Annotated in this window: 20 protein-coding genes; 10 read left to right on the top strand and 10 right to left on the bottom strand. The window is 73.0% G+C overall.

Annotated features, from left to right (window positions below; all coding sequences use genetic code 11):
• Positions 1-165: 165 nt before the first annotated feature.
• On the top strand, positions 166-2586 hold the full coding sequence (lon, locus tag IE272_RS06195) for an endopeptidase La (RefSeq protein ID WP_057665735.1): 2421 nt from the start codon (positions 166-168) through the stop codon (positions 2584-2586).
• 105 nt (positions 2587-2691) lie between these two features.
• Here the strand turns inward: lon and IE272_RS06190 are convergent, their stop codons facing one another.
• Both IE272_RS06190 and IE272_RS06185 read right to left on the bottom strand, forming a co-directional pair.
• Entirely contained in the window at positions 2692-3444 is a 753-nt protein-coding gene (locus tag IE272_RS06190) for a polysaccharide deacetylase family protein (RefSeq protein ID WP_190006557.1), read from the bottom strand.
• 180 nt (positions 3445-3624) lie between these two features.
• Entirely contained in the window at positions 3625-4470 is an 846-nt protein-coding gene (locus tag IE272_RS06185; RefSeq protein WP_190006422.1) for a lysozyme, read from the bottom strand.
• Positions 4471-4724: 254 nt separating this feature from the next.
• Between IE272_RS06185 and IE272_RS06180 the strand changes: the two genes are divergently transcribed.
• On the top strand, positions 4725-5207 hold the full coding sequence (locus IE272_RS06180; RefSeq protein WP_047178779.1) for a MarR family winged helix-turn-helix transcriptional regulator: 483 nt from the start codon (positions 4725-4727) through the stop codon (positions 5205-5207).
• Between the two features lie 21 nt (positions 5208-5228).
• On the opposite strand, the gene IE272_RS06175 is transcribed toward IE272_RS06180, so the two are convergent.
• On the bottom strand, positions 5229-6023 hold the full coding sequence (locus tag IE272_RS06175) for a protein phosphatase 2C domain-containing protein (RefSeq protein ID WP_190006421.1): 795 nt from the start codon (positions 6021-6023) through the stop codon (positions 5229-5231).
• A 363-nt stretch (positions 6024-6386) separates the two neighbouring features.
• On the opposite strand from IE272_RS06175, the gene IE272_RS06170 reads away from it, so the two are divergent.
• Genes IE272_RS06170 through IE272_RS06150 form a run of 5 tightly spaced genes read left to right on the top strand, consistent with a single transcriptional unit; the run spans position 6387 to position 12460 of the window.
• Positions 6387-9635 carry a sensor histidine kinase gene (locus tag IE272_RS06170; RefSeq protein WP_190006556.1) on the top strand — a complete coding sequence of 1083 codons (3249 nt, stop codon included), beginning with the start codon at positions 6387-6389 and terminating at the stop codon, positions 9633-9635.
• Positions 9632-10123, top strand: coding sequence for a roadblock/LC7 domain-containing protein (locus IE272_RS06165; RefSeq protein WP_032790453.1), 492 nt, complete (start codon positions 9632-9634; stop codon positions 10121-10123). Before IE272_RS06170 ends, IE272_RS06165 begins: the two co-directional genes overlap by 4 nt.
• Entirely contained in the window at positions 10120-10536 is a 417-nt protein-coding gene (locus tag IE272_RS06160; RefSeq protein ID WP_007447651.1) for a DUF742 domain-containing protein, read from the top strand. Before IE272_RS06165 ends, IE272_RS06160 begins: the two co-directional genes overlap by 4 nt.
• Positions 10517-11167, top strand: coding sequence for a GTP-binding protein (locus IE272_RS06155; protein WP_050360430.1), 651 nt, complete (start codon positions 10517-10519; stop codon positions 11165-11167). Before IE272_RS06160 ends, IE272_RS06155 begins: the two co-directional genes overlap by 20 nt.
• A 57-nt stretch (positions 11168-11224) precedes the next feature.
• A complete protein-coding gene (locus tag IE272_RS06150) occupies positions 11225-12460 on the top strand; it encodes a styrene monooxygenase/indole monooxygenase family protein (RefSeq protein ID WP_190006420.1) in 1236 nt (411 codons plus the stop codon).
• Between the two features lie 89 nt (positions 12461-12549).
• On the opposite strand, the gene IE272_RS06145 is transcribed toward IE272_RS06150, so the two are convergent.
• The 5 genes from IE272_RS06145 to IE272_RS06125 form a co-directional block, all read right to left on the bottom strand.
• Complete coding sequence (locus IE272_RS06145) at positions 12550-13869, bottom strand: C40 family peptidase (protein ID WP_190006419.1); 1320 nt, start codon at positions 13867-13869, stop codon at positions 12550-12552.
• A gap of 171 nt (positions 13870-14040) precedes the next feature.
• Entirely contained in the window at positions 14041-16905 is a 2865-nt protein-coding gene (locus IE272_RS06140; RefSeq protein WP_190006418.1) for an outer membrane protein assembly factor BamB family protein, read from the bottom strand.
• A gap of 103 nt (positions 16906-17008) precedes the next feature.
• On the bottom strand, positions 17009-17296 hold the full coding sequence (locus IE272_RS06135) for a DUF8847 domain-containing protein (protein WP_050360426.1): 288 nt from the start codon (positions 17294-17296) through the stop codon (positions 17009-17011).
• Between the two features lie 4 nt (positions 17297-17300).
• Complete coding sequence (locus IE272_RS06130) at positions 17301-18071, bottom strand: TetR/AcrR family transcriptional regulator (RefSeq protein WP_050360425.1); 771 nt, start codon at positions 18069-18071, stop codon at positions 17301-17303.
• Between the two features lie 50 nt (positions 18072-18121).
• The gene (locus tag IE272_RS06125; RefSeq protein WP_190006417.1) at positions 18122-19057 is read right to left on the bottom strand and encodes an AurF N-oxygenase family protein; all 936 of its coding nucleotides are present in this window, start codon (positions 19055-19057) and stop codon (positions 18122-18124) included.
• A 237-nt stretch (positions 19058-19294) separates the two neighbouring features.
• On the opposite strand from IE272_RS06125, the gene IE272_RS06120 reads away from it, so the two are divergent.
• On the top strand, positions 19295-20404 hold the full coding sequence (locus IE272_RS06120) for a ferritin-like domain-containing protein (protein ID WP_050360422.1): 1110 nt from the start codon (positions 19295-19297) through the stop codon (positions 20402-20404).
• A gap of 51 nt (positions 20405-20455) precedes the next feature.
• Here the strand turns inward: IE272_RS06120 and IE272_RS06115 are convergent, their stop codons facing one another.
• Entirely contained in the window at positions 20456-21343 is an 888-nt protein-coding gene (locus IE272_RS06115) for an alpha/beta fold hydrolase (RefSeq protein ID WP_190006416.1), read from the bottom strand.
• A gap of 119 nt (positions 21344-21462) precedes the next feature.
• On the opposite strand from IE272_RS06115, the gene IE272_RS06110 reads away from it, so the two are divergent.
• Both IE272_RS06110 and IE272_RS06105 read left to right on the top strand, forming a co-directional pair.
• Positions 21463-22362: an ADP-ribosylglycohydrolase family protein gene (locus tag IE272_RS06110; protein ID WP_190006415.1), complete on the top strand. Its 900-nt coding sequence runs from the start codon at positions 21463-21465 to the stop codon at positions 22360-22362.
• 217 nt (positions 22363-22579) lie between these two features.
• Positions 22580-23452 (top strand): hypothetical protein, encoded by an 873-nt coding sequence (locus tag IE272_RS06105; protein ID WP_056700588.1) that lies wholly within the window; start codon positions 22580-22582, stop codon positions 23450-23452.
• A gap of 31 nt (positions 23453-23483) precedes the next feature.
• Here IE272_RS06105 and IE272_RS06100 read toward each other — a convergent pair whose 3' ends face one another.
• The gene (locus IE272_RS06100; RefSeq protein ID WP_190006414.1) at positions 23484-24617 is read right to left on the bottom strand and encodes an amidase; all 1134 of its coding nucleotides are present in this window, start codon (positions 24615-24617) and stop codon (positions 23484-23486) included.
• Positions 24618-24626: the final 9 nt, after the last annotated feature.

Genomic DNA, 24626 nt, shown 5'->3' with positions numbered 1-24626 from the left:
CCCTTCCGGAGGCGGGGAACAACGGCCCGCCCCGCAGCGCTCCCGTAGAGACGATCCGAGGCCGGAAAGCTTCTGATCGCTCAGAGCGAACAAGTCATGGGGAACATTCGGCGGCTCAGGAGCATTGAGTCGACATAGCTCAACTTGCCTGCCGAAGGGGAGATCATGACTAACGAGTCCGAGGCGTTCACACCGATCGATCTGCCCGTGCTGCCGCTCGACGACGAGGTCGTCCTGCCCGGCATGGTGGTGCCGCTCGACCTGTCCGACACCGAGGTGCGCGCCGCCGTCGAGGCCGCGCAGGCCGCCGTCCGCCCCGGTGGCGGCAAGCCCGAGGTGCTGTTGGTCCCGCGGATCGACGGCACCTACACGGGGACCGGTGTCCTCGGCACCGTCGAGCAGGTCGGACGCCTGTCGGACGGTGACCCGGGCGCACTCATCCGGGCCCGCGACCGGGTCCGGATCGGCGCCGGGACCAGTGGTCCCGGCCGGGCGCTCTGGGTCGAGGGGACCGTGCTCGAAACCGCCGCCCCCGACCCCCTGCCCGGATCCGCCGCCGAGCTGGTCAAGGAGTACAAGGCACTCGCCACCAGCTGGCTGAAGAAGCGCGGCGCGTGGCAGGTCGTGGACCGGGTCCAGCAGATCGACGACATCTCCGCGCTCGCCGACAACTCCGGATACTCGCCGTTCCTCACCACCGCCCAGAAGGTCCAGCTCCTGGAGACCGCGGACCCGATCGCCCGGCTGAAGCTCGCCATCCAGTGGCTGAGCGAGCACCTCGCCGAGCAGGACGTGGCCGAATCCATCGCCAAGGACGTCCAGGACGGCGTCGACAAGCAGCAGCGCGAATTCCTGCTGCGCCGCCAGCTCGACGCCGTGCGCAAGGAACTCTCCGAGCTCAACGGCGACCCGGAGGACGAGTCCGACGACTACCGGGCCCGCGTCGAGGCCGCCGAACTCCCCGAGCACGTCCGCGAGGCCGCGCTCAAGGAGGTCGAGAAGCTGGAGCGGTCCAGCGACCAGTCGCCCGAGGGCTCCTGGATCCGCACCTGGCTGGATACCGTCCTCGAACTGCCCTGGACCGAGCGGACCGAGGACGCCTACGACATCCGCGGCGCCCAGGAGATCCTGGACGCCGAGCACGCCGGCCTCGCCGACGTGAAGGAACGCATCACCGAGTACCTCGCCGTGCGCAAGCGCCGTGCCGACCGGGGTCTCGGTGTGGTGGGCGGCCGCCGCGGCGGCGCGGTGCTGGCCCTCGTCGGCCCGCCCGGCGTCGGCAAGACCTCCCTCGGCGAATCCGTCGCGCACGCCATGGGCCGCAAGTTCGTCCGCGTCGCGCTCGGCGGTGTCCGGGACGAGGCGGAGATCCGCGGCCACCGGCGTACGTACGTGGGTGCGCTCCCCGGCCGTATCGTGCGGGCCATCAAGGAGGCCGGTTCGATGAACCCGGTCGTCCTGCTCGACGAGATCGACAAGGTCGGCTCCGACTTCCGGGGCGACCCGGCCGCCGCCCTCCTCGAAGTCCTCGACCCGGCGCAGAACCACACCTTCCGCGACCACTACCTGGAGGTCGAGCTCGACCTCAGCGACGTCGTCTTCCTCGCCACCGCCAACGTGCTCGACGCCATCCCGGAGGCCCTGCTCGACCGCATGGAGCTGGTCCGCCTCGACGGCTACACCGAGGACGAGAAGGTCGTCATCGCCCGGGACCACCTGCTCCCGCGCCAGCTGGAGCGGGCCGGTCTGGAGAAGGACGAGGTCGCCCTGGAGGAGTCGGCGCTGCGCAAGCTGGCCGGCGAGTACACCCGCGAGGCGGGCGTACGGAATCTGGAGCGGGCGGTGGCCCGGCTGCTCCGCAAGGTCGCGGCCCAGCACGAACTGGGCGACCGCGAGCTGCCGTTCGCGGTGACCGACGCGGACCTGCGCGGCCTCATCGGCCGTCCGCACCATGTGCCCGAGTCCGCCCAGGACCCGGCCGAGCGCCGCACCGCGGTGCCCGGCGTGGCCACCGGGCTCGCGGTGACCGGGGCGGGCGGTGACGTCCTCTTCGTCGAGGCGTCGCTCGCCGACCCGGAGACCGGGGCGTCCGGACTGACCCTGACCGGTCAGCTCGGGGACGTCATGAAGGAGTCGGCGCAGATCGCGCTGAGCTTCCTGCGGTCGCACGGAGCGGAGCTGGAGCTGCCGGTCGCGGACCTCAAGGACCGGGGTGTGCACATCCACTTCCCGGCGGGCGCGGTCCCCAAGGACGGCCCGAGCGCCGGCATCACCCTGACGACCGCGCTGGCCTCGCTGCTCTCCGGACGGCTGGTCCGCACGGATGTGGCGATGACCGGTGAGGTGTCGCTGACCGGACGGGTGCTGCCGATCGGCGGCCTCAAGCAGAAGCTGCTGGCCGCGCACCGGGCGGGCATCACCACCGTGGTGATCCCCCAGCGCAACGAGGCCGATCTGGACGACGTCCCGGCCGAGGTGCTGGAGAAGCTGGACGTCCACCCGGTCACCGACGTCCGCCAGGTGCTGGAGATCGCGCTCGCCCCGGCGTCGGCCCGGACGGAGCGGAGGGTCCCGGCCGCGGCCTGACCGCCACGCGGTGACGGGCGCGACGGCAGGTGCGCGACCGGTACGGACGGCCCGCTTCCCGAGTCGACGGGAGGCGGGCCGTTCCGCGTTGTCACGGGGGAGGGCTCAGGGGCGGTAGATGGTGCCCGGCTCCGGTACCGCCGGGGCCATCAGCTCGGGGACGGTCACGAAGGTGTAGCCGTCCTTCTGGAGCGCGTCGATGATCCCGGGCACGGCGGGGACGGTGCCCTTGTAGATGTCGTGCAGCAGGATGATGCCGTCCTTGCTCGCCTGGTCCAGGATCCGCTTCTTGATCAGCGCGGAGTCGTTCGTCGAGTAGTCCTTGGCGGTGGCGCTCCACAGCACCTGGGAGAGCCCCAGGTCCTTGCTGATCTCCGAGACCGTGTCGTCGGTGCGGCCCTGCGGCGGGCGCATCAGCCGGGGCTTCTTGCCGGTGATCTTCTCGATGGCCAGCTGCGTCTTCTCCAGCTCGGCGCGTATCTCGTCCGGCTTCCGGTCGGTCAGGATCTTGTGCGTCCAGGTGTGGTTGGCGACCTCGTGGCCCTCGTCCTCGATGCGCCGCACCGTGTCGGGGTGCTTGATGACGTGGTGCTTGCCCAGCAGGAAGAAGGTGGCGTGCACCTTCTTCTCCTTGAGGATGTCCAGCAGCCTCGGGGTGTCCTTGCCCGGACCCGCGTCGAAGGTCAGGGCGATGCACTTGGCCTTGCGGCAGTCCACCGGCCCGAACGAACCCTTGGCGTCGGAGGCCGCCTCGCCGCGTGCCGAGCCCGGCGCCGTGGTGTCCATGGAGCAGCCGCTCAACGTCAGTGTGAGCGCCGTCACCAGCGCCGCGGTCAACCCCATCGTGGACAACGGCATCTTTCTGGGCACGACACATCACTCCTCTGTGCGGGGAAATCCCGCACAGGTGTGCGGTACGCCGAGGACTATACATAGTGCGTATACATGCGGTGCATAGCGGGGGCTCGGGGTCGCGAAAGGCCCCGGTGACCTGGGGTGAGGCCGCCGGGGCGGGTCGAGCGGTCGATCGGCGCGGGGTCAGCCGTTGGCCAGCGCCTGTACGCGGTCGAGGGCGCCGTTGAAGCGGTTGTGGTCGCCGACCGTCGGGCCGGTCGAGGTGTACTGCCACATCGTGTGGAAGCCCCAGCCGGCGGGCAGCTCACCGACCGTCGTGTTGTACCGGGCCACCCACAGCGGGTTGGTGGCGCCGAAGCCCGCGTTGTTGCCGGTGCAGTCCTTCCACCAGCTGGTCGCGGTGTAGATCACCGCGTCCCGGCCGGTGCGCGCCCGGTAGGTGTTCGTGAAGTCGCGGATCCAGTTGACCATCGCCGCCTGGCTGAGCCCGTAGCACTGGGCGCCGTACGGATTCCACTCGATGTCCAGCACGCCCGGCAGGGTCCTCCCGTCCCGTGACCAGCCGCCCCCGTTGTCCACGAAGTAGTTCGCCTGTGCGGCGCCGCTCGTCGTGTTCGGGGTGGCGAAGTGGTACGCGCCGCGGATCATGCCGATGCCGTACGAGCCGTTGTACTGCTGCGCGAAGTAGGGGTTCTTGTAGTACGTCCCCTCGGTGGCCTTCACGTAGGCCCACTTCACGCCGCTGTTCCACAGGGTCCCCCAGTCCGCGTTGCCCTGGTGGCTGCTGACGTCGACCCCCTCGGTCTGGGCGGCCCGGGAGTCGCGCGGCAGGCCGCCCTGTCCGTCGTGCTCGATGACGCCCTGGCCCAGCCTGGCGGTGCCGCGCGCGGGGCTGTCGTCGGCCGGGGCGGCGGCGGTGGCCGCGCCGGGCAGGGTCAGGAGGAGGGCGAGGGCAGCCAGGAGCGTTCCCGCGGCGGCGAGGCGCGGACGGCGGGACGTGCGGGACGTACCGGATCTGTGCACAGGCATGAGCGTGCCTCCGAGGTGGGGTGGGGACCGGGAGGGGCGTGGGGTGCGGGTGCGGGGGGTGCGCCGGACCCATGGCATGGTGTGTGCATGTCATGAACCTGGTCGTCGTCGACGCTACGCACGTAGACCCGGGGTGCGGAAGAGGGCCAGGCTGCCGCCGTTGGTCTACTCCTGCGAAATACTGGCCGAACTGCGGCGTTGACCTGCCGCGGAAGAAACTTTCATCGGCAGGAAACCGTACGAGGGGTACTGACGTGCGCGGGAACGACAGCGAGCCGGAGCCGGGCGCGACGGACGGGAGTGGTGTGGACCACGAATTTCTGGCGCTGGAGCGTGAGTTGGCCGTGTTTCTGCGCCGGGCGCGCGCCACCTCGGGCGATATGGCCCGGGAGGTCCACCCCGAACTGGAGCCCGCCGCCTACGGTCTGCTCGTCCGCCTGGAGGCGGCGGGACGGCAGCGGGCCACCGAGCTGGCCGCCTACTTCGGCGTCGGCAAGGCCACCATGAGCCGCCAGCTGCGCTCCCTGGAGGACCTCGGGCTGGTGGCCCGCGAACCCGACCCGGCCGACGGGCGGGCCTGGCTCGTCCATCTCACCGACGACGGACTGGCCCGCTTCCGCAGCGTCCGGGACGCCCGCCGGGGGCGCTACGTGCGCAAGCTGGCCGACTGGGACCGGGCCGAGGTGGCCGAGCTGGCCCGGCTCCTGCACCAGCTGAACGCCCGCGCCGAGAGCTGAGCCGCCCGCCGCCCGTCGCGCTCAGTCCAGCTCCACCAGGAGCGCGGTGGCGTCGTCGTGCGTCTTGCCGCGCCGCAGCCGTACGCGCCCGGCCTCCACGTCGGCGTCCTCCAGCTCCCGCACCCGGTCGATCAGCCCCTGCGGCCCCGCCTTCCGCAGCAGCCCCAGCGCGCCCGCCCAGTCGCCCTCGCCGAACACCTCCGTCCAGCGGGCCGCGCCGTCCGTGAGCGCGGCGAGGGCCCGGACGCCGGCCACCGGGGTGCTGCCCGTCACCGCGCGCGCCGCCACCGACGGATCGGCGGCGGCGGTGAAGAAGCCGCCCTCCTTGTTGCGCACCGTGGCGTCGGCGATCTCGTTCGAGGCGAGCGAGCCCGGCGGCAGCCGGTCCAGCCGGTCGTCGAGGACCGCCCGGACCGTGCCGTCGGAGGACTCCAGCAACAGGACCGAGTCGGAGAGCACCAGGTGCTCGATCACGCGTTCGCCCCAACGTGCCACGGCCACGGTCGCCTGAGGCGTACGTACGTGAGAAAGGTCACAGGTGGCTCGATGTGTGTCGGCTGTACGGGAGATGGCCTCGGCCAGGACCTCGGCCAGGGGCAGGTCGGGGCGGGAACCGGACAGTTCCACCAGTGCGCCGCCCAGCCGTGCGGTGAACCACGGGACCGAGTGCACACAACCGTCGTCCCCCCGAGGCGGAGTGACGCCGTCGAGGAGGACCAGCACACCGCCCTGGCCGGACGCGGGAAGAGCCCCGGAGACCCAGTCCTCGTTGGGGCGTTCGGGGCTGCCGGGCGCGGTGGCGAGTTCGATACGCATGCCGCCAGTCTGCACGAGCCCTTCACCATCTCGTCACGCGACCGGAAATGGCCTGTACCAGCAGGTCAACGCGGGCGCGCGGGGCGGAAGGGGCGGCTCCGGACCGATGCGGGCGGGCATCCTGCCAAAGGCGGAGCGGAAGTTCCACCCCATGGCCCACGCATGGTCAGGGGCGCACCAGGGGAGACTTGTTCGCCAACTCAAGAGTGATGTTCACTCCTTCGAGTGGCGGAGCGGTTGATGCGCGCCCCCCTCTCAAAAGCGCTGGAATGGTCAGAAGCCGTACCAGGAGCGGGGCGCCCTTCCATGTGACCGTGCGTCACCTCTGCTTCAAGGGTGGACGAGTCAAGATTGCGAGCACCGGTGCAGAAGAAGCGGCCGCGGAGCAAGGGCACGACGCGCGACGGTTCCGGGGCGACGCCTCCGGAGCCCGGCGCGGACAAGCGGACCGTGCGGGTGCGCAGCCGACTGGTCGCCGGTGTCGCGGTCGTCGGCGTCATCGTCATAGCGGCGGGCGCCCCCGCCGTGCTCGGGGCCTCCACCGATCTGACCGAGTCCCAGCGGCTGGTCACCCTCGCGCAGCTGAACCAGCAGGCGGTCACCCTCGCGCACTCCCTCGCCGACGAGCGTGACGCCATCACCGCGTACATCGCCGACGGCCGGGACGAGAAGGCCGACGACAGCGCCGGCGCGAAGAACCGCACCGCCCGCACCACCCGGGTCGACCAGCAGATCGACGAGATCCACGAGGCGGCCTCCGCGGCCCTGCGCCGCGACCTCTCGACGGTTCCCTCGCTGCGCCGTGACGCGCTGACCGGCAAGGGCTCGGCTCTGGAGGCGCACCAGGCGTACTCCGACGTCATCGCCAAGCTGCACGGCATCGCCGCCGAACTGGCGGAGAAGACCCCGCCGCGCGCCGCCGACGCCACCCGGGCCCCGCTCACCCTCGGCGGCGCGTCCGAACAGGCCTCCGCCACCCGCGGGCTCCTCCTCGCCGCGCTCGCCGTGCCGAGCCCCGAGCCGCAGACCCGGACGGACCCCTTCACCGGGCTGCCCGTGGCGACCCAGGACGAGGGCGACACCCGGGCCGGCCGCGAACGCGACGAACTGAGCGCCGCCGCCCAGCAGGCCCGCGTCCGGGAGCTGGCCGCACTGGCCGACTTCGACCAGGCGGCGAACCCGGAGGCCCGCGACAAGCTCTCCGCCACCGTCACCGGATCCGAGGTCAACGACGCGGAGAAGTACCTCACCCGCCTCACCGACCGCCCCGAGCTCTCGGAGGCGGAGCGCAGGATCAGCCCCAAGAAGCTGGAGGCCGCGCTCTCCGCCCGCGTCGACCGGCTGCGCAGCGTCGAGTCCGCCCTGACCACCGGCCAGGTCCAGGACCTGGAGGGCCTCCGCGACGACGACGTCACCGCCCTCGAACTGAGCATCGCCCTGCTCGGCGGCTGCTTCCTGCTCGCCGTCGGCGTCTCCACCGCCGTCGCCCGCACCCTCACCCAGCCGCTCGCCGTCCTGCGCATCGGCGCCGCACGCCTCGCCGAGGACCCCGAGAGCGCCGAACCGGTCCGCTACACCGGCCGCAACGACGAGTTCGCCCAGGTCGTACGGTCGATGAACTCCCTGCACGGCAGGCTCACCACCCTGCACCAGGACGTCACCGGACGCGTCGAGAGCCTTACCGGGGAGCGCACCAAGCTGATCGAGGGCCGGGAGACCCTCGTCGCCCAGCGGGCCGAACTCCAGACGCGGACCACCGAGCTGGCCACGCAGCTGGAGCAGCTGAGGAATACGGTCAACCACACCTTCGTCAACCTCTCCCTGCGCACCCTCGGACTGGTCGAGCGGCAGCTCGGCGTCATCGAGGGCCTGGAGGAGCGCGAGCAGGACCCGGAGCGCCTGGCCACCCTGTTCAAGCTGGACCACATGGCCACGGTCATGCGCCGCCACAGCGAGAACATGCTCGTCCTCGCGGGCGCCGAGCACGGCCACGGCCACGCCGGGCCGATCCCGCTGGTCGACGTGGCGCGCGCGGCCGTCAGCGAGATCGAGCGGTACGAGCGGGTCACCATCCAGTCCCTGCCGCCGCACGCCCAGATCGCCGGGTTCGCCGCCGACGACCTCAGCCACCTCCTCGCCGAGCTCCTGGAGAACGCGACCTCCTTCTCGCCGCCCGACTCCCATGTCGAGCTGTCCGGCTGGCTGCTGGAGAGCGGTGAGGTGATGCTCTCCGTGTCGGACGCGGGCATCGGCATGTCGACGGTCCGGATGGGCGAACTCAATGCCAGGCTGGCCGACCCGGCCTCGTTCGAGCCGGGGGAGCGGCACATCGACATGACCGGGGCCGGACTCGGCCTCCAGGTCACGTCGTTGCTGGCCGCCCGGCACGGAGTGCGGGTCCAGCTGCGCGAGCAGAAGGGGAGTGGTGTGACGGCCGTCGTCGTCCTGCCGAGCGCCCTGCTGCCCAACTCCCTGCCCGCGTCCTCGCCGCCCGCCGTGCAGCTGCCCGGTGACGCGCCCACGCTCAACCTGCCGGGCTCGGTGGCGGAGGCGAACTCCAACGCCCTGCCCAGCCGTTCACCGCTCCCGCCCTCGGCCCCCGGTCCCGGGACGCCCGCCGAGGCGCAGCCGGCCCCGGCCCCGGAGCCCGAGGCGGAGAGCGCCCCCGAGGCGGCCGTCGAGCCCGTGCCCGCCGTCGACCCCCTGATCGTCGCCGCCGAGCGGACGATCCGCGAGAACGCGGCGGCCGAGGAGGCTGCGGCCGAGAACGCCGAGGCCGACGAGGACCCGGAAGCCACCGCCGTACCGCCGCGGGAGCAGGACGCGCGACAGCCGGTCGCGGAAGCCGAAGCCGAGGGCGGGACCGAAGCCGAAGCCGAAGCCGAAGCCGGACCCGAATCCGGAGCCGAGTCGGACTCCGAGATCACCCTTCAGGTCCGCCTCCCGAAGCCTCCTCCGGCCGACCCGAAGGTCCCGGCCGCCCCGAAGGTCCCGGCCGACCCGATGGCCCCGACCGACCCGACGGTCCCCGCGACCCCCGGCGTCCCGGCGGCGGTGGACACCCCGGCCGTGCCGGGCACCGCCGACCCGTACGCGATCGGCCCCGACCGCCATGAGCGCCCGGCCGAGACCGGCCCGGCGGAGCAGGACCCGGACGGGCCCGCGTTCCGCCCCGCGCCCCATGCCGAAGCGGCCGGCGCCCCCGCCGAGACCGTCCCCGGCCCCCGCCGCCCCGAGGCCGGACGGATCACCGACAAGGGGCTGCCGAAGCGCACCCCCAAGGTGGTCCGGCCCGACTCGACCCCCGCCCCCGGGCGTACCGGCAGCCTCGACCGGGACGCCCTGCGCCGCCGGCTCGGCAGCTTCCACCAGGCGGCGAAGGAGGGCCGGCGCGACGTCGAGGCGGAGATCGCCGAGACCGGCGGCGTCACCGTCGCCGACCCCGGGGGCGTACCCGCCGGGCGTACGGGGCACGAGAGCACCACCGCACACGCCACAGGCGCCGCACAGGACGCACGTAACGCAAGGACCGCACGGACCGCTGAGACCGGCGGCCGGGCGGACGGCCGGAACGAAGAGACGGGGGACACAGTCGAGGAGGCACGCAGTTGACTGCGCCCAGCACATTCGGGCTGAGTACCGAAGCCCGGAACCTTCACTGGTTGCTGAGCAATCTCGTGGAGGAGGTGCCAGGGGTCCACTCGGTCACCGTCGTCTCGTCCGACGGCCTGATGCTGCTCTCCTCCGACCCCGGCCATCTGACCGCGAAGGCGGCCGGACCGGCCGCCGGGATGTCGGACGGGCCCAAGGGATCCAGCGCCGACCTGGCGACGATCGTCTCCGGCATCGGTTCGCTGACGGTCGGAGCCGCGAAGCTGATGGACGGCGGCGGCGTCAAACAGACGATGGTCGCCATGGACGAGGGCAGCGTCTTCGTCATGTCGATCAGCGACGGCTCCCTCCTCGGCGTCCACGCCACCCCGGACTGCGACATGAGCGTCGTCGCCTACCACATGGCCCTCTTCGTCGGCCGGGCCGGACACGTACTCACCCCCGAACTCCGCAGTGAGCTGCGCAAATCGATGGAGAGCGCCCTGTGACCACCGCCGCCGCAGAACCCGGCCCCCGGCTCCCCGTCCGAGGGGCGGACAAACGCCCGGCCCGGGTCCGCCCGTACTCCCTCACCGGCGGTCGCACCCGGTTCGGGCACGTCCTGCTGGTCGAGACGTTCGTCGCGGCCCTCGAAGCACCCGACGAGCGCCGCGAACTCACCAACGGCAACCTCGCCTCGCGGGTCATGCCGGAGCTCCGGGCCATCGTCGAACTCTGCCGCCGGATGCGTACGGTCGCGGAGATCTCGGCCCTGTTGAAGATGCCGCTCGGAGTCGTCCGGGTGCTGCTCAGCGACTTGGCCGACCAGGGAAAGATCCGCGTGTACGGAACCGGCCACGGCGCCGGCCAGCCCGACCGCGCACTGCTCGAAAGGGTGCTCAATGGACTCCGCCGTCTCTGAGGCGCCGCTCTTCGCCCCGCGCCAGCCGGGGCCCCGGGAACAGGCCGAGGAATCACTCCAGGCCTGGCAGCTCGACCACACCCGCGCGCCCACCGCCACCAAGATCGTGGTGGCGGGCGGATTCGGCGTCGGCAAGACGACGTTCGTCGGCTCGGTCTCCGAGATCACGCCGCTGCAGACCGAAGCGCTGATGACCCAGGCCAGCGAGGAGACCGACGACCTCTCCGCGACGCCCGAGAAGACCACCACCACGGTGGCCATGGACTTCGGCCGGCTCACGCTGGAGGACGATCTCGTCCTGTACGTCTTCGGCACCCCGGGCCAGCAGCGCTTCTGGTTCATGTGGGACGACCTGGTGCGCGGGGCGATCGGCGCGGTCGTCCTCGCCGACACCCGGCGGCTGGAGGACTGCTTCCCCGCACTCGACTACTTCGAGAGCTGCGGACTGCCGTACATCGTGGCCGTCAACCACTTCGAGGGGACGCCCGGTTACGAGGCGGAGGACGTCAGGGAGGCCCTGACCGTACCCCCGCAGGTCCCGATAGTGATCATGGACGCTCGTAACAGGATCACGGTCGTCGAGTCGCTCCTGGCCCTCGTGGGCCATGCTCTCGACGCCACCCCCGCATAGCTCGGCGGCTCCGCACGGAGCGGCGGAGCGCTGGATCACACACAACGGAGAGCCGCGATGCGGAAGATACTCATAGTCGGAGCCGGCCAGTCCGGGCTCCAGCTGGCCCTGGGGCTGCAGTCCCAAGGCTACGAAGTCACCCTGATGTCCAACCGCACAGCCGACGAGATCCGCACCGGCCGGGTCATGTCGACGCAGTGCATGTTCCACACCGCGCTCCAGCACGAGCGGGACTACCAGCTGAACTTCTGGGAGTCCCAGGCCCCGAGGATCGAGGGCCTCGGCGTCTCCGTCGCCGCCCCCGACTCCTCGCGCGCCATCGACTGGGTCGGCAAGCTCGACGGGTTCGCCCAGTCCGTCGACCAGCGCGTGAAGATGGCCGGCTGGATGGAGACCTTCGCCCAGCGCGGCGGCCAGCTCGTCATCCACGGGGCGGCCGTCTCCGACCTGGACTACTTCTCCCGCACCTACGACCTGGTGATGGTCTCGGCCGGCAAGGGCGAGCTGGTCTCCATGTTCGGCCGGGACGCGGCCCGTTCGCCGTTCGACGCCCCGCAGCGGGCGCTGGCCGTCGCCTACGTCCACGGCATGGGCCCGCGCCCCGAGCACCCGGAGTTCGACGCGGTCCGCTGCAACCTGGTGCCGGGCGTCGGCGAGCTGTTCGTGATGCCGACGCTCACCACCTCCGGCCGCGCCGACATCCTCTTCTGGGAGGGCATCCCGGGCGGACCGCTCGACGCCTTCCAGGGCATCAAGGACCCCTCCGAGCACCTGGCGAAGACGCTGGAGCTCATGGAGAAGTTCACGCCCTGGGAGTACGCCCGCGCCACCAAGGTCGAGCTGACCGACGCCAACGGCACCCTCGCCGGCCGCTACGCCCCCACGGTCCGCAAGCCGATCGGGCGGCTGCCCGGCGGCGGCCTGGTCCTCGGCGTCGCGGACGTCGTCGTGGCCAACGACCCGATCACCGGCCAGGGGTCCAACTCCGCCTCCAAGTGCGCGAACGCGTACCTGGACTCGATCATCGAGCACGGTGGGAAGGAGTTCGACGCGGCGTGGATGCAGTCCACGTTCGACCGTTACTGGGAGACCGCGCAGCACGTCACGAAGTGGACCAACGCGATGCTCGGCGTCCCGCCGGAGCACGTGCTGAACCTGATCGGCGCCGCCGGCCAGCTCCAGCCCGCCGCGGACCGCTTCGCCAACGGCTTCAACAACCCGGCGGACTTCGAGAACTTCTTCTACGAGCCCGAGAAGACGAACGCCTACCTGGCCTCGCTCACCGGAGCCTGAGCGCCCCCCCAACGCTTCGGCGGCCGGACCCGCACCGCCGGTCCGGCCGCCGAGGTCTGTCCGCGACACGCTTGAGGAACGTCCGGCGGCTAGGGGGTGTCCGGCGCCGCGTCCGTGCCGTACCCGGTGTCCGCGCCGTCGCGTGCGCCCTCGGGCAGTTCCGGGGGCGTGTACGTGGACAGCGGGGCGCCGCCGGGGTCGGGCCGGACGGCGCCCAGCAGCGGGTTCGACGCCAGCGGTGAGACCTTGACCTTCGTGCCGGGGCGGGGCGCCTGCACCACCAGGCCGTTGCCGATGTACAGCGCCACGTGGGTCGCCTTCGGGAAGTAGATCACCAGGTCTCCGGGGCGCAGCGCGGAGACCGGCACCTTCGGGAGCTGCTTCCACTGTTCCTGCGAGGTGCGCGGGATCGTCCGCCCCGCCGCCGACCAGGCCTGGGACGTGAGCCCGGAGCAGTCGAAGGAAGCGGGGCCCTCGGCCCCCCACACGTACGGCTTGCCGATCTGCCGGACCGCGTACGCGACGGCGTCGCCGCCCTGGCGGGTGGGCGGCCGGGTGGAGCTGAGCGCCCCGGAGGCCACCAGGTCGCGCTGTGCCTTGTCCACGCCCCGCTGTTCGAGACCGGCGAGCTGGGTCATCTGCTCCTCGGAGAGCGTGGCCAGCAGCCCCTCGACCTCCTTGAGCTTCCCGCGCACGGTGTCGCGCTGCTTCTTCTGCCGGTCGGCCAGCTTCTTCTGCTGGTCCAGCGCCTTGCGGGAGGCGGCGGCCAGGGTGTCGGCCCGCCGGGCGTCGTCGGTCAGCCGGTCCACCGTCGCGGCCCGGTTCGCGGCCAGCCGCCCCACCACATGGGTCTGGTCCAGGGCCCGCAGGGGATCCCGGGACAGCAGCAGCCGGAGGTACGCGGAGAACTCGGTACGCCCCTGGTACTGCTCCCGGGCCAGCCGCCCGGCGTCCCCGCGGCTGAGCTCCAGCGCGGCCCGCGCCTTCGCCAGGTCCGCGTTCACCTTCTTCACCTGCGCGGTCCGCTGCTTCAGCTTCTCCGCGGTGGCGTTGTAGGTCTCGCTCGCCTCCTCCGCCGACCGGTAGCGGGTCTGCAGCTCGCGCAGCAGGGCGGTGATGCTCCTGGGCGCATCGGGCGCGCCGAGGGCGGTCTCGGCGTCGACCTCCGCCGCGTCCGGATCGGTTGTGCCGGGGGAATCCTCCTCAGCGTCCGTAGCGTCTTCTGCGTCCGCAGTGTCCGCAGCGTCTTCCGTGTCCGTGGAGGCCGTCCCCGCGGTCTCCTCGGTGAGCGGCGCGGATTCCTCGGACGGTACGGGGCCCGGCTCGGCCGACGCGGCGGTGGCGGGGGAGACCGTGAGCGCCGCGCACAGCGCGGTCGTGCAGACCACGCGCAGGAGCCTGCCTGACACGACATCACCTCCGTGACGGAGACGTAGCCCGGCTACGGGCTCGTCCATAAATGGGCGAATCCGATAATCCGGTCACGTGATGTCAGGTGGCGCAAGCACCGGGCGGCGCGCCGTCCGGGGGGTCCCCCGGACGGCGGCGGTGGTGATGATGGTGAAAGGAGGGGCCGGACCTCAGGCGACCGGGAAGGCGTAGAAGGCCCGGTCCCGCTGGACCACGACGGTCTCCCCGGCGGCGAGCGCCCGGTACTGCGCGCTCACCGTCGCCCCCTTCGGGTCGGCCGACCCGATGTCCTGGAACTTCCACAGCCGTTCGCCGTCGGCCGCCGAGAACGCCGTGACCTGGACGGCGTCGGCGGCGACCAGGGTCTTCTCGCTGCCGCTGAGCGTGAGCGACGGGGCGTTGCCGGTGCCCGGCACCTCCGTGGACCGCCGCCACACGAGCCTGCCGCTCTCCCGCTCCACCGCGCCGACCAGCTGGCTGCGCTCGGTGGTGTGGATCAGGGGCCCGGCGACCAGCGGGGTACCGAACACCGAGCCGTCGCTGCCCTCGACGCGCCACAGCGGCTTCGTCGTGTCCGTCTCGAAGGCCTGGAGGTCCTTGCCGACCGCCGCGTACAGCGTCCCGTCCTCGTCGCCCCCGGTGGCCGCCTCGGGGGAGACCGCGGCGTACTGCTTGGTCCACAGCAGCTTGCCGGTCTTCTGGTCGAACGAGCGGATGGATCCCTTCCCCTTGGCCGCCTTGACCTCGGCCGCCGTCAGGCTGACCGCGTCCTGCCGTACGAGGACGTCGGCGGAGCGGTCCACGACCACCCGGTAGGCAGGGGTGCCCGGGGCGCGCCCCGCGGGCACGGGGGTCCGCCACAGCTCCTTGCGCTGCACGATGTCGTACGCGAAGAAGTGGGCCTGGACGACCTCCTTGTCCTTGCCCTTCTTCTTGCCCTTCTTCGGCTTCGGGGCCTTCACGGTGACCGTGTGCGAACCGGTGAACCAGACGACCGGCCCGGAGTTCCCGGCCAGTGGCCCGACGGCGAGGCCCGGCAGGTCGGCGAAGGCGTCCGTGTAGCGCACGCGGTGCACGACCTTGCCGTTCTTCGGCGACAGCCACAGGAACTCCGACGGGCTCGCCACGAAGACCAGATCGGCGCCCGCCGCCAGCGCGGCCTGCCCCTTCGCGCCGTCCGCGCGCTGCCACAGCCGCTTGCCGGTGCGCAGGTCCACGGCGCTGGCCTGGCTCTCGCTGGTCACCAGGAGGAGCTTGTCCCGCCAGACGGCGGTCGTGAGCGGGGACGACTCGGAGGCCGGGTGCGTGTAGATCCAGCGCGGCTCGGGGGGCTGCCCGGGAAGTGTGCGGCGGGGCTTCGGCGCGGGCTTGTCGTCCGTCGCCACCGCGGTGTCCCCGGAGCCGAGAGCGGCGACCGAACCGCCGCCCACGATCAGCCCGCCGACGGCGGCCGCCGCGATGGTCAGCAGGGTCCGACGGCTCGCGGCGGGGTCGGGTACGGGGGCCGGCGCGGGAGGCAGCGGCAACGACACCATCGGGCCCCCGCCGGCGCCGCCGGAACCGGCGGGCCCGGCCGGGAGCGCCGCCGCGGGGTACGGGGCGGGCCCGCCGTGCGTCGGGCCCGGATGCTGCGGGGCGACGGGAGCGACGGGCAGGGCGGGCGGTATCGGCTGTGCCACCGGGGCGGGGGCGGTCCCCGGGGGTGCGACGAGTTCGGCGGGGAGGGAGAGCTGCGTCGTCGGACGGTCGTTCTGCGGCGGCCTCGGCCCGGTGTTGAGGAACCGCGTGGTGCCCCGGTCCTCCCCGATGTCCCCGTCGCCCCCGGCCGCCGACGCGGCGGGCTCCCGGGGTGCGGGCGCGTCCACCGGCCGGGCATCCTCCGGTTCCGCGGTCGCGGGGCTTCCTGCGGGCGCCGGGGCCACGGAGGTCTCCACCGGCGAGGCGGGCGCGTCCACCGGCGCCGCGTCCTCGGGCCGCGCGTCCTCGGGCTGCGCGTCCTCCGACTGCGGGGCCGTGGTGCCCTCTGCGGGCTCCGGGGCCGCCGTGTCCTTCACGGGCTCCGGGGCCTCCGCCGAGACAGGAGCCGGGGCCTTCTCCGGTGTCTCCGGGTTCTCCTCCGGCGCCTCCAGGGCCAGGACCCGCGCCTCTTGGTCCGCGACCGCCGCCGCGAGCCGCTCGGGGAGCCAGCCGCCCCGGGCGAGGCCCGCCGCGCCTTCCAGGGCCAGTTCGGCGGCGACCGTGCCGGCCGTGGGCCGCGCGGCCGGGTCCTTCGCCAGGCAGTTCGTGATCAGTTCGCGCAACGCCTCCGGTACGGCGTCGAGTTCGGGCTCGTCCCCGGCGATCCGGCGGGCGGCCTCCTCGGCCGGGCCCTCCGTGAACGGGGTCGTCCCGGTCGCCGCGTACGCCAGCAGCAACCCCAGCACGAACAGGTCGGAGGCGGCGGAGACCTCCTTGCCCTCGATCTGCTCGGGCGTCAGATAACCGAGCCGCACCGAGAGCTGGCCGCCAGGACGGGCCTCCGCCGAGGCCGCCGCGCCCAGCGGGCCGAAGGCGGTGAGGCGCGGTCCGTCGGCGGCCAGCAGCACCGTGCCGGGAGCCAGCCCCTGGAGCACGGCCCCGGCGGCATGCACCCGGGAGAGGATCTCGGCGATGCCCGCGCCCAGTATCCGCAGGGCCCGCTCGTCCAGCGGACCGGCGATCCCGATCGCCTCGGCCAGCGGCAGCGCGGGGACGTAACCCGCCGCCGTCCACAGGGGTTCCGGCCCGTCGCCCGGGGTCTCCGGCTCCTCGCCGGTGTCCAGGGACGGGGCCACCCAGCCGCCCGCGAGGCGTTCGGCGGTGCGCGCCTCGGCCTGGAAGCGGCGACGGTACGCCGGTACGGCGGCCAACTCGGGGCGCGCGGCGGTGATGAGGGCCACCTCGCCGGATGCGGTGTCCCGCGCCACGTACCGCACGGCGCTCGCGCCTTCGTGGAAGCGGGCCAACGCGGTGAAGCGGCCGAAGCGGCGTGGATCGTCCTGACGCAGCGCCTCCATGGCGCACCCCCCTAGTGACCGTCTTCCGGCGACCGAGTGAGCCGTCCTTCGGCGCCTGACCGTCGATCTTAGGGCCTGTGGTCCACGGGCGGTCGCCCGCCGCTCAGTCGCGGCCCGGGGAGCTCGGGGGAGTCCTGGACCAGGGCCACTTGAGGGCGCGCTGCTCGCGGCCCCCGGGGGCGTACTCGTACACCCAGCCGCGCTGGAGCCCGAGCCGCTTGGTGTAGCCGGCCGGAACCCGCTGGTAGGCGTACACGGTGGCGGGGCCGCCGTCGGGGGAGGGCACCGGGACCTCGTACCACTTCGGCGGATGGCCGGTCGGGCCGAGCAGGATCGGCAGGACCCGGCCGTCCAGGGGCCCGCCTCGGAAAGGGGTGTTCTCGCTCTTCACCCGGTCAGTCTGACGCAGCGGCGGCGGGCAGCAGGTGCGCCGCCTCCGCGACGATCGGAATCACCCGTTCCGCCAACTGTCCGGCCGGGCCGTCGGAGGTCTCCAGGGCCAGCAGGTCGTTCACCACCGCCGCGGTCTCCGGGTCGGTGGCGGCGGTCGCGGCGAGCAGGGCGATCAGGTGGTCGACCAGCCAGCCGCGCAGCTCGGAAGCGGCCGGCCGCTTCCCGTCGTCCAGCCAGATCAGCGAGGCGGCCTCGACGGCGGCGATCCAGCTGCGCACCATCATCCGGAGTCTCGGCCCGGCGGGCTGCTCCCCGCCCATCCGCCCGAGGTGGCGCAGGATCTCGTCGGCCGCCGCCCTTCGCACCCCGTCCACGATCGTCGTCGTACGGGAGGTCTCCACGACGCTGCCGCCGCGCAGCAGGGCGCTGAATCCGGTGTCGTGCTCGTCGACGAAGCGCAGATAGCGGTCCAGTACCCGGGCGACCCGCTCGGTGGGCGGGCCCACCGGCGGCTCGGTGAAGCACAGCGTCAGCTCGTCGGCCGCCGAGCCGAGCGCCGCCTCGTACAGTTGCTGCCGCCCGCCCGGGAAGTAGCGGTAGACGAGCGGCCGGGACACCCCGGCCGCCACCGCCACCTCGTCGAGCGAGACCTCGTCGGGCGCCCGGTGGGCGAAGAGGCCGAGCGCGGCGAGCAGCAGCTGGGCGCGGCGCTCCTCGACGCTGAGCCTGCGGTACGTCGCCCGGGGCGGCGGGACTGCGGCGGTGGAGGTCATGCCACCGACCCTAAGGCCACCGGGGACCGCGCCTCCCGTCCGCACGGGTTTCAGGCCAGCAGGCCGGAGCTGCGCCACAGCCGGCGGCCGACGCCGTTCAGCAGGCCGATGTCGTCGAAGAAGTCGGTGAGCCGTTTCGCGCCGGACCGCATCACCTCCGCGCGGTGGCCGCTGGCCTTCACCTGGGCGACGGCCTCGCGGCGGTCCAGGCCGACGTTCTCGTACACCTGCGGGTTCACGAAGCAGACGGAGAAGACCCGGGCCGCCTCGCCGCAGCTGACCTTGGTGAGTTCTCGCTCCCAGCGCGGGGCGGTCACCAGCTGGCGGCGCAGCTCCTCCCGGGCGTAACGGACGTGCCGGGCCTCCTCGATCACATGGATCCGGGTCACACCGCGCACCAGGGTCTGCACGCGGTCGTCCGGGAAGGTCAGGCGCTGCATCCAGTCGAGGATCTCCTCGCCGAGCAGGGTCGCGGCGAACGAACCGGGGGTCGTGGAGACGGTCTTCAGGACCCGCGCCAGATTGTGGTAGACGCGCGGCACCTGGTACGTCGGCGATCCGCCCCAGTCGATCATGCGGCCGAACATCATCGAGTGCCGGCACTCGTCGGCTATCTCCGTGAGCGCGTAGCGGACGTGGTTGCTGGTCACCGGCTTGTCGTAGACGTGCCGGACCAGCAGCTGCATCAGGATGATCTCGAACCAGATGCCGAGCGAGGCCAGCGCGGCAGCCTCGTGCCGGGAGAGGTCCAGGCGCTGTTCCTCGGACATGCGCTCCCACATCGGGGTCCCGTACAGCGAGATCAGCTCCGGCGGCCAGAACCACTTGCCCTGCTCGACGGCCGCGTCCCAGTCGAGTTCGGTGTCGGGGTCGAAGGAGTGCTTGGCCGAGGATTCGAGCAGTCGCAGGGCGACCTGCTCGCGGTCGCGGAGCGGGCCGAGTGCGTCGCGGAGCACGGCGACATCGCGAGCGGTGACGGGCGTCATGACGGGAGCACCTCACACGGGGGTTGCCGGGAACAGGAGTTACCGGCGGTTACTTCTTATGAGACTGCCCGTCAGCAAGGCCGTCAATCCCTTGGGTGCGACTCGGTACGACTTGTTGACCCGCTGTCTACCAACGTGTGAACCTGCCAGGGAGGCGGCCGACGAGCGCGCTCAACTGCCCTCGGCGTCACGGAACTTGTCGATCAAGTCGAGCCATGCGAGGCAAAGGAGCCGTCCGTGTCCACCCATGACCTCTACACCACCCCGCCCGCCGAGCCGATCTGGCAGGTCCCCGCCACCGGTGCCGCCCGGTTCAGCTGGGACTACGACGACGGCCGCGAACGCCTCCTCGCCCTCTACCAGAAGGGCAAGGACAAGCAGTGGGACGGCAACAAGCGCATCGACTGGTCGCTGGAGGTCGACCCCACCGACCCGCTCGGCACCCCCGACGAGGCGCTCACCCTGTACGGCACCCCGCACTGGACGAAGATGACGGAAAAGGACCGGGGCGAGCTGCGCAAGCACTACACCTCCTGGCAGTTCAGCCAGTTCCTGCACGGCGAGCAGGGCGCGATGGTGTGCGCGGCGCGCATCGTGGAGTCCGTCCCCGACCTGGACGCCAAGTTCTACTCCGCCACGCAGACCATGGACGAGGCCCGGCACGCCGAGATCTACGGCCGCTTCCTGCACGAGAAGATCGGCATGCTCTACCCGGTCAACGACAACCTCCAGGGGCTGCTGGGCGACACCCTGCGCGACTCCCGCTGGGACATGCCCTACCTCGGGATGCAGGTCCTCATAGAAGGCCTGGCGCTGGCCGCCTTCGGGATGATCCGCGACACCACGACCAAGCCCCTGCCCAAGCAGATCCTGGCGTACGTCATGCAGGACGAGGCCCGGCACGTCGCCTTCGGGCGGATGGCGCTGCGCGACTACTACAAGCAGCTGAGCGACGCCGAACTCCGCGAGCGCGAGGAGTTCGTCATCGAGGGCTGCTACCTGATGCGCGACCGGCTCAGCGGCGTCGAGGTCCTGGAGAACTTCGGCATCGGCAAGCAGGAGGCGAAGGACCTCTCGGAGCACTCCGAGTTCCTCCAGCTCTTCCGCAAGCTCCTGTTCAGCCGGATCGTCCCGTGCGTCAAGGACATCGGCCTGTGGGGCCCGCGGCTCCAGAAGGCGTACGTCGACATGGGCGTCCTCGAACTCGGCGACTCCAACCTCGACCTGTTGATGTCCCAGGACGAGGAGATAGCCGAGGAACTGGACCGCGAACGCTTCGCCGTCGAGGAGGAGGCCCGGGTGGCGGAGGTCGCGGAGGCGATCGGGGAGGGCGCGGCCGCCGCCTGACGGGGCGCGGGGCGGTACGGCGGGGGCCGGGGCGCGGTCCCGGCCCCCGCTTCACCCCCCGCCGGCCGACCGGGCGAGGAAGTCCCCGACCAGCGAAGCCACCCGCTCCGGGGCCTGGAGGAGCATCGCGTGGGTGGCCGCGACGCCCTCGACCACGACCCGGGGTTCCCGGGCCGCCAGCGCGGCCAGATCCCGGTCCAGGCCCCGCCCGTACGCGACCAGGAGATCGTCCATCCACTCCGGACCGTGCGGCATCGGGGGCAGGTCCAGCGCCCGGACCAGCAGCAGCGGACAGCTCACGCGCCGGAACACCGCGAACAGGTCCAGCCCGTCCATCGCGTCCAGCATCTCCACGGCGCCCGGCCGCTCGGGCAGCAACTGCCACTCACCACGCGGAAGTTCACGGACGCTCGCCCGGCAGGTCTCCTCCGCCGGCCCCCGGGGGATGCCGAGGCCGGCGCTGTACGCCACCTGGTCCGCCACGTACCCGGCGGGCATCCGGGCCCCGGCCGCCGCCCGGGACATCGCCCCGATCTCCGCCAGCCGCCGGGCGGCCTCCTCCTCGGGCACCCCGGGGTACTGATCGGGCCGGCCCCATCCGAAGCCGTCCAGATCGACCGAGGCGGCCACCCGGTCCGGACGCGTCGCCGCGTACACCGAGGCCACCATGCCGCCCAGCGAGTGACCCGCCACCGCCACCCGGCCGGCGGACCCGGCCGCCGCCAGGGTGTCGTCCAGGTCGGCGCAGACCTCGGCGAAGTCCCAGGAGCCGACCGGTGCGCTGCGGCCGTGGCCGGGCAGGTCCACCGCGAGCACCCGGTGCCGTCCGGTCAGTCGCGGCGCGGCGGCGGACCAGTCGGCCGACGACCGGCCCGCGCCGTGCAGCAGAAGGAGAAGCGGCCCGTCGCCGCCGTGGTCGCGGGAGTGCAGAACTGTCATACGGGCCACCGTAGGCCGCCGGAAGTCCCACAAGATCATCTGCCGGAACGATGTGCGCGGGGGGCCCGAGGGCCGATAATGGATGTACGCCACCGGGTCCCGGCGGTCACGATGCGGGCATGACGACGAACCCGCCCGCAGCCACCGACGCCGGTCGCGCCGCCGCCCGCCGCAGCCTCGAAGCCCTCGCGCTCGGCGACGCGTTCGGGGAGCGCTGGTTCCCGCTCTTCCGCGAGCCCCGGCAGTCCGTGAACGAGATCCGCGCCCGCCGCACCCCGCCCGAGCCCCGCTGGCACTGGACCGACGACACGGCCCTGGCCCTCGCGCTGAACCGCTCCCTCGACGAGCACGGCCACGTCGACCAGGACCACCTGGCGCTCAGCTACGCCCTGGCCTTCGACGCCGACCAGGCGCGCGGCTACGGCCACGGCATGCACCTCCTGCTGCCCCGGCTGCTGGAGGCCCCGGCCGACTGGCGCACGCTGGCCCCCGAACTCTTCGACGGCGGCAGCCTCGGCAACGGCGCGGCCATGCGGGTCGCGCCGCTCGGGGCCCGGTTCCACGAAGACCTGGACCATGTCGCGGCGCAGGCCGCGCTGTCGGCGGAGGTCACCCACGCCCACCCGGACGGCATCGCGGGCGCGGTGGCCGTCGCGGTGGCGGCGGCGCTCTCGGCGCGCGGCGAACTGACGCTGGACGCGGTCGCGGACCGGACGCCCGAAGGGCCGGTACGCGACGGAGTGCGGCGCGCCGCGCGGACGCCGTTCACCACGGAACCGTGGAAGGCCGCGGACCTCCTCGGCAACGGACAGCGCATCAGGGCCGACGACACCGTGCCCTTCGCGCTGTGGACCGCGACCCGCCACGGGGACGACCTGGAGGCGGCGCTCTGGGCGACGGCCGAGGGCCTCGGCGACGTCGACACCACGTGCGCCATCACCGGGGGCGTGGTCGGGGCGGCGACCGGGACGGCCGGGGCGCCGGAGGGCTGGCTGCGCAGGCGCGAGCCGTTGGGCTGAGGCGACGGCGGGCCGCGACGGGCCGAGGCGCCGGCCGCGGCGGTGGGGTGGTGGAGTCGGGGCGATGGGGCCCGGACGACAGGGCCGGGTCGACAGGGCCGGGTCGACAGGGCGCGGGGCGATGGGCGGGCCGGTCGATCGGGGCCGATGCTCTCGACCTGATACCGATATCGGACGCATCGAAATTCCGTTCGCAAACGTGTCGTACCGTGAGCGCATGACCACCCCGCCGCACCCGCCGCAGGGCCCGTACGGGCCGCCGCCCCCGCAGAACCCCTACGGCCAGAACCCCTACGGCGCGCCGCCGGCCGCGCCGGGGGCCGTGCCGCAGCAGCCCTACGGCTACCCGCAACAGCCCCCGCCGCCGCCCCAGCAGGGCGGCTGGGGCCAGCCCGGCATACCCGGCGGAGGCGGCCCGGGCGCGGGCGGCGGCTGGCCGCCCCTGGGCCCGCAGCCGCCGCGGAGGAAGCGGACCGGGCTCATCGTCGGGATCGCGGTCGGCGCGGTGGTGGTGGCGGGCGGGATCGTCTTCGGCGTCACCCAGCTCGCCGACAAGGGCACCGACCTGGCGTACCCGAAGGCGGAGTACGAGCTCCTCGTGCAGCAGAAGCTCCTGGACGGCGAGTTCAGCCTGGGCCAGGACCTGTCGGAGACCGAGGGCAAGGAGATCGAGGACACCCCCGACCCCAGCATCCGGGACGGCGAGGCGGTCGTCGCGCACTACACGTCGGCCAAGGGCGGAGCCCTGGTGCTCTCGGGGATGTACGGGCGGCTGGCCAGCCCCGACTTCATGCGCGGCAAGATCATGGAGGGGGCGGCGGAGGCCGACGGCGCGAAGCTCGTCGTGCCCGCCAAGAAGTTCACGCCCGAGGGGTACGGCATCACGATCGAGTGCCAGGTCGTGCAGTCGAACGAGGGCGGCGGCGTCGCGAACATCCCCATGTGCGCCTGGGGCGACGACAACACCGCCGCGATGATCGCGGTGATCCGCCCGGAGAGCGTGCTCAAGGACGCCAAGTCCATCGACCTGGCGGCGGTCGCGGCGGAGACGGCCAAGGTCCGCGAGGAGGCCCGCAAGCCGATCGGCTGACCGGAGCCCGGAACCGGAGGCCCCCTGCCGGTCAGCGCCCCGCCGCCGCCCGCCCGGCGGCGGGCGGCACGGGCGCGGCGGGCAGGGCGTCCTCCACCGCGCGGGCTGCGGCGAGCAGCCGGACGTCCGCGCCGCGCGCCGCCGCCAACTGGAGCCCCACCGGGCAGCCGTCCCCGGTGAATCCCGCGGGCAGGCTCGCCGCCGGATGTCCGCTCAAGTTGAACGCCCAGGTCAACGCGGTGGAGTAGAGGTCCCCCGGGCCCTCGTGGCCGTGCGGCCGGTTCGGGGTGGCCGGGGTCAGGAGGACGGCCCCACCGGCGAGAAGCGCGTCCAGCCGATCGTCGTTCGTCCGCCGCACCCGCACCGCCTCCGGGTCGTCCGGCGACCCGCCCCGTATCGCGGTCCAGGCCCTCACCGGGTCGAGCAGCGCGGCGTCACGCCCCAGCAGGCGTACGGTCCCCGCCGCGACGAGCCGGTCCATCGCCGCCCGGACGACGGCCGCCACCTCCGGGTCCACCTCCGCGAACCCGAGGTCCTCGCTGTACACAGCGGGCAGGGGCAGTTGCAGGGGCAGTGGCAGTGCGGGGGCGGCGTCCGGCCCTCCACCGCCCAGCACATGGCGCAGATACGGTTCCGCCGCCGCCGCGGACCGGGCCAGCACCCCGGCCGAGGCCAGCCCCGACCGGTCGGGGGAGGGGAGCAGCCCGTTCGTCGTCTTCAGCCCGAACACCGCGCACCAGGCGGCCGGGATGCGGACCGACCCGGCCCCGTCGCTGCCCGTCGCCAGCTCCGCCATCCCCGTCGCCACCGCGACCGCCGACCCGGCCGACGATCCGCCCGGAGTACGGTCCGCCCGCCACGGGTTGACCGTACGGCCGTGCGCGCCCAGGCCCCAGGTCTGCCAGTGGGTGCCGGGTCCCGGCACCGAGGTCGCGCCCACCGGGGAGCCGCCCGCCGCGATCAGCCGACGGGCCGCGAAGGACCGGATCCCGGAGGGGCCCTTCACCGCGAACGGCAGCCCGCCCAGGGGGAGTCGCCGCGCCGCGGCCTCCCGTTCGCGGGCGAGCGCCTCGTCCGGCCAGACCTCGACGAACGCGTGCAGCGCCGGGTCCAGCCGGCCGATCCGCTCCAGGGCCCGCGCCACCGCGGAGGTCGTCCGTGTCATGGGCCCAGT

It is taken from the genome of Streptomyces anulatus (assembly GCF_014650675.1).
Lineage (GTDB): Bacteria > Actinomycetota > Actinomycetes > Streptomycetales > Streptomycetaceae > Streptomyces > Streptomyces anulatus.
Note: the sequence above shows the minus strand (reverse complement) of the source record. Positions and strands in the feature narration are given on the sequence as shown.

Coding starts and splice junctions, on each gene's coding strand:
- IE272_RS06175 (WP_190006421.1), bottom strand. CDS start 6,023: ATGCGTATCGAACTCGCCACCGCGCCCGGCAGCCCCGAACGCCCCAAC.
- IE272_RS06130 (WP_050360425.1), bottom strand. CDS start 18,071: ATGACCTCCACCGCCGCAGTCCCGCCGCCCCGGGCGACGTACCGCAGG.
- IE272_RS06110 (WP_190006415.1), top strand. CDS start 21,463: ATGACGACGAACCCGCCCGCAGCCACCGACGCCGGTCGCGCCGCCGCC.
- IE272_RS06150 (WP_190006420.1), top strand. CDS start 11,225: ATGCGGAAGATACTCATAGTCGGAGCCGGCCAGTCCGGGCTCCAGCTG.
- IE272_RS06125 (WP_190006417.1), bottom strand. CDS start 19,057: ATGACGCCCGTCACCGCTCGCGATGTCGCCGTGCTCCGCGACGCACTC.
- IE272_RS06115 (WP_190006416.1), bottom strand. CDS start 21,343: ATGACAGTTCTGCACTCCCGCGACCACGGCGGCGACGGGCCGCTTCTC.
- IE272_RS06105 (WP_056700588.1), top strand. CDS start 22,580: ATGACCACCCCGCCGCACCCGCCGCAGGGCCCGTACGGGCCGCCGCCC.
- IE272_RS06155 (WP_050360430.1), top strand. CDS start 10,517: ATGGACTCCGCCGTCTCTGAGGCGCCGCTCTTCGCCCCGCGCCAGCCG.
- IE272_RS06140 (WP_190006418.1), bottom strand. CDS start 16,905: ATGGAGGCGCTGCGTCAGGACGATCCACGCCGCTTCGGCCGCTTCACC.
- IE272_RS06100 (WP_190006414.1), bottom strand. CDS start 24,617: ATGACACGGACGACCTCCGCGGTGGCGCGGGCCCTGGAGCGGATCGGC.
- lon (WP_057665735.1), top strand. CDS start 166: ATGACTAACGAGTCCGAGGCGTTCACACCGATCGATCTGCCCGTGCTG.
- IE272_RS06190 (WP_190006557.1), bottom strand. CDS start 3,444: ATGCCGTTGTCCACGATGGGGTTGACCGCGGCGCTGGTGACGGCGCTC.
- IE272_RS06185 (WP_190006422.1), bottom strand. CDS start 4,470: ATGCCTGTGCACAGATCCGGTACGTCCCGCACGTCCCGCCGTCCGCGC.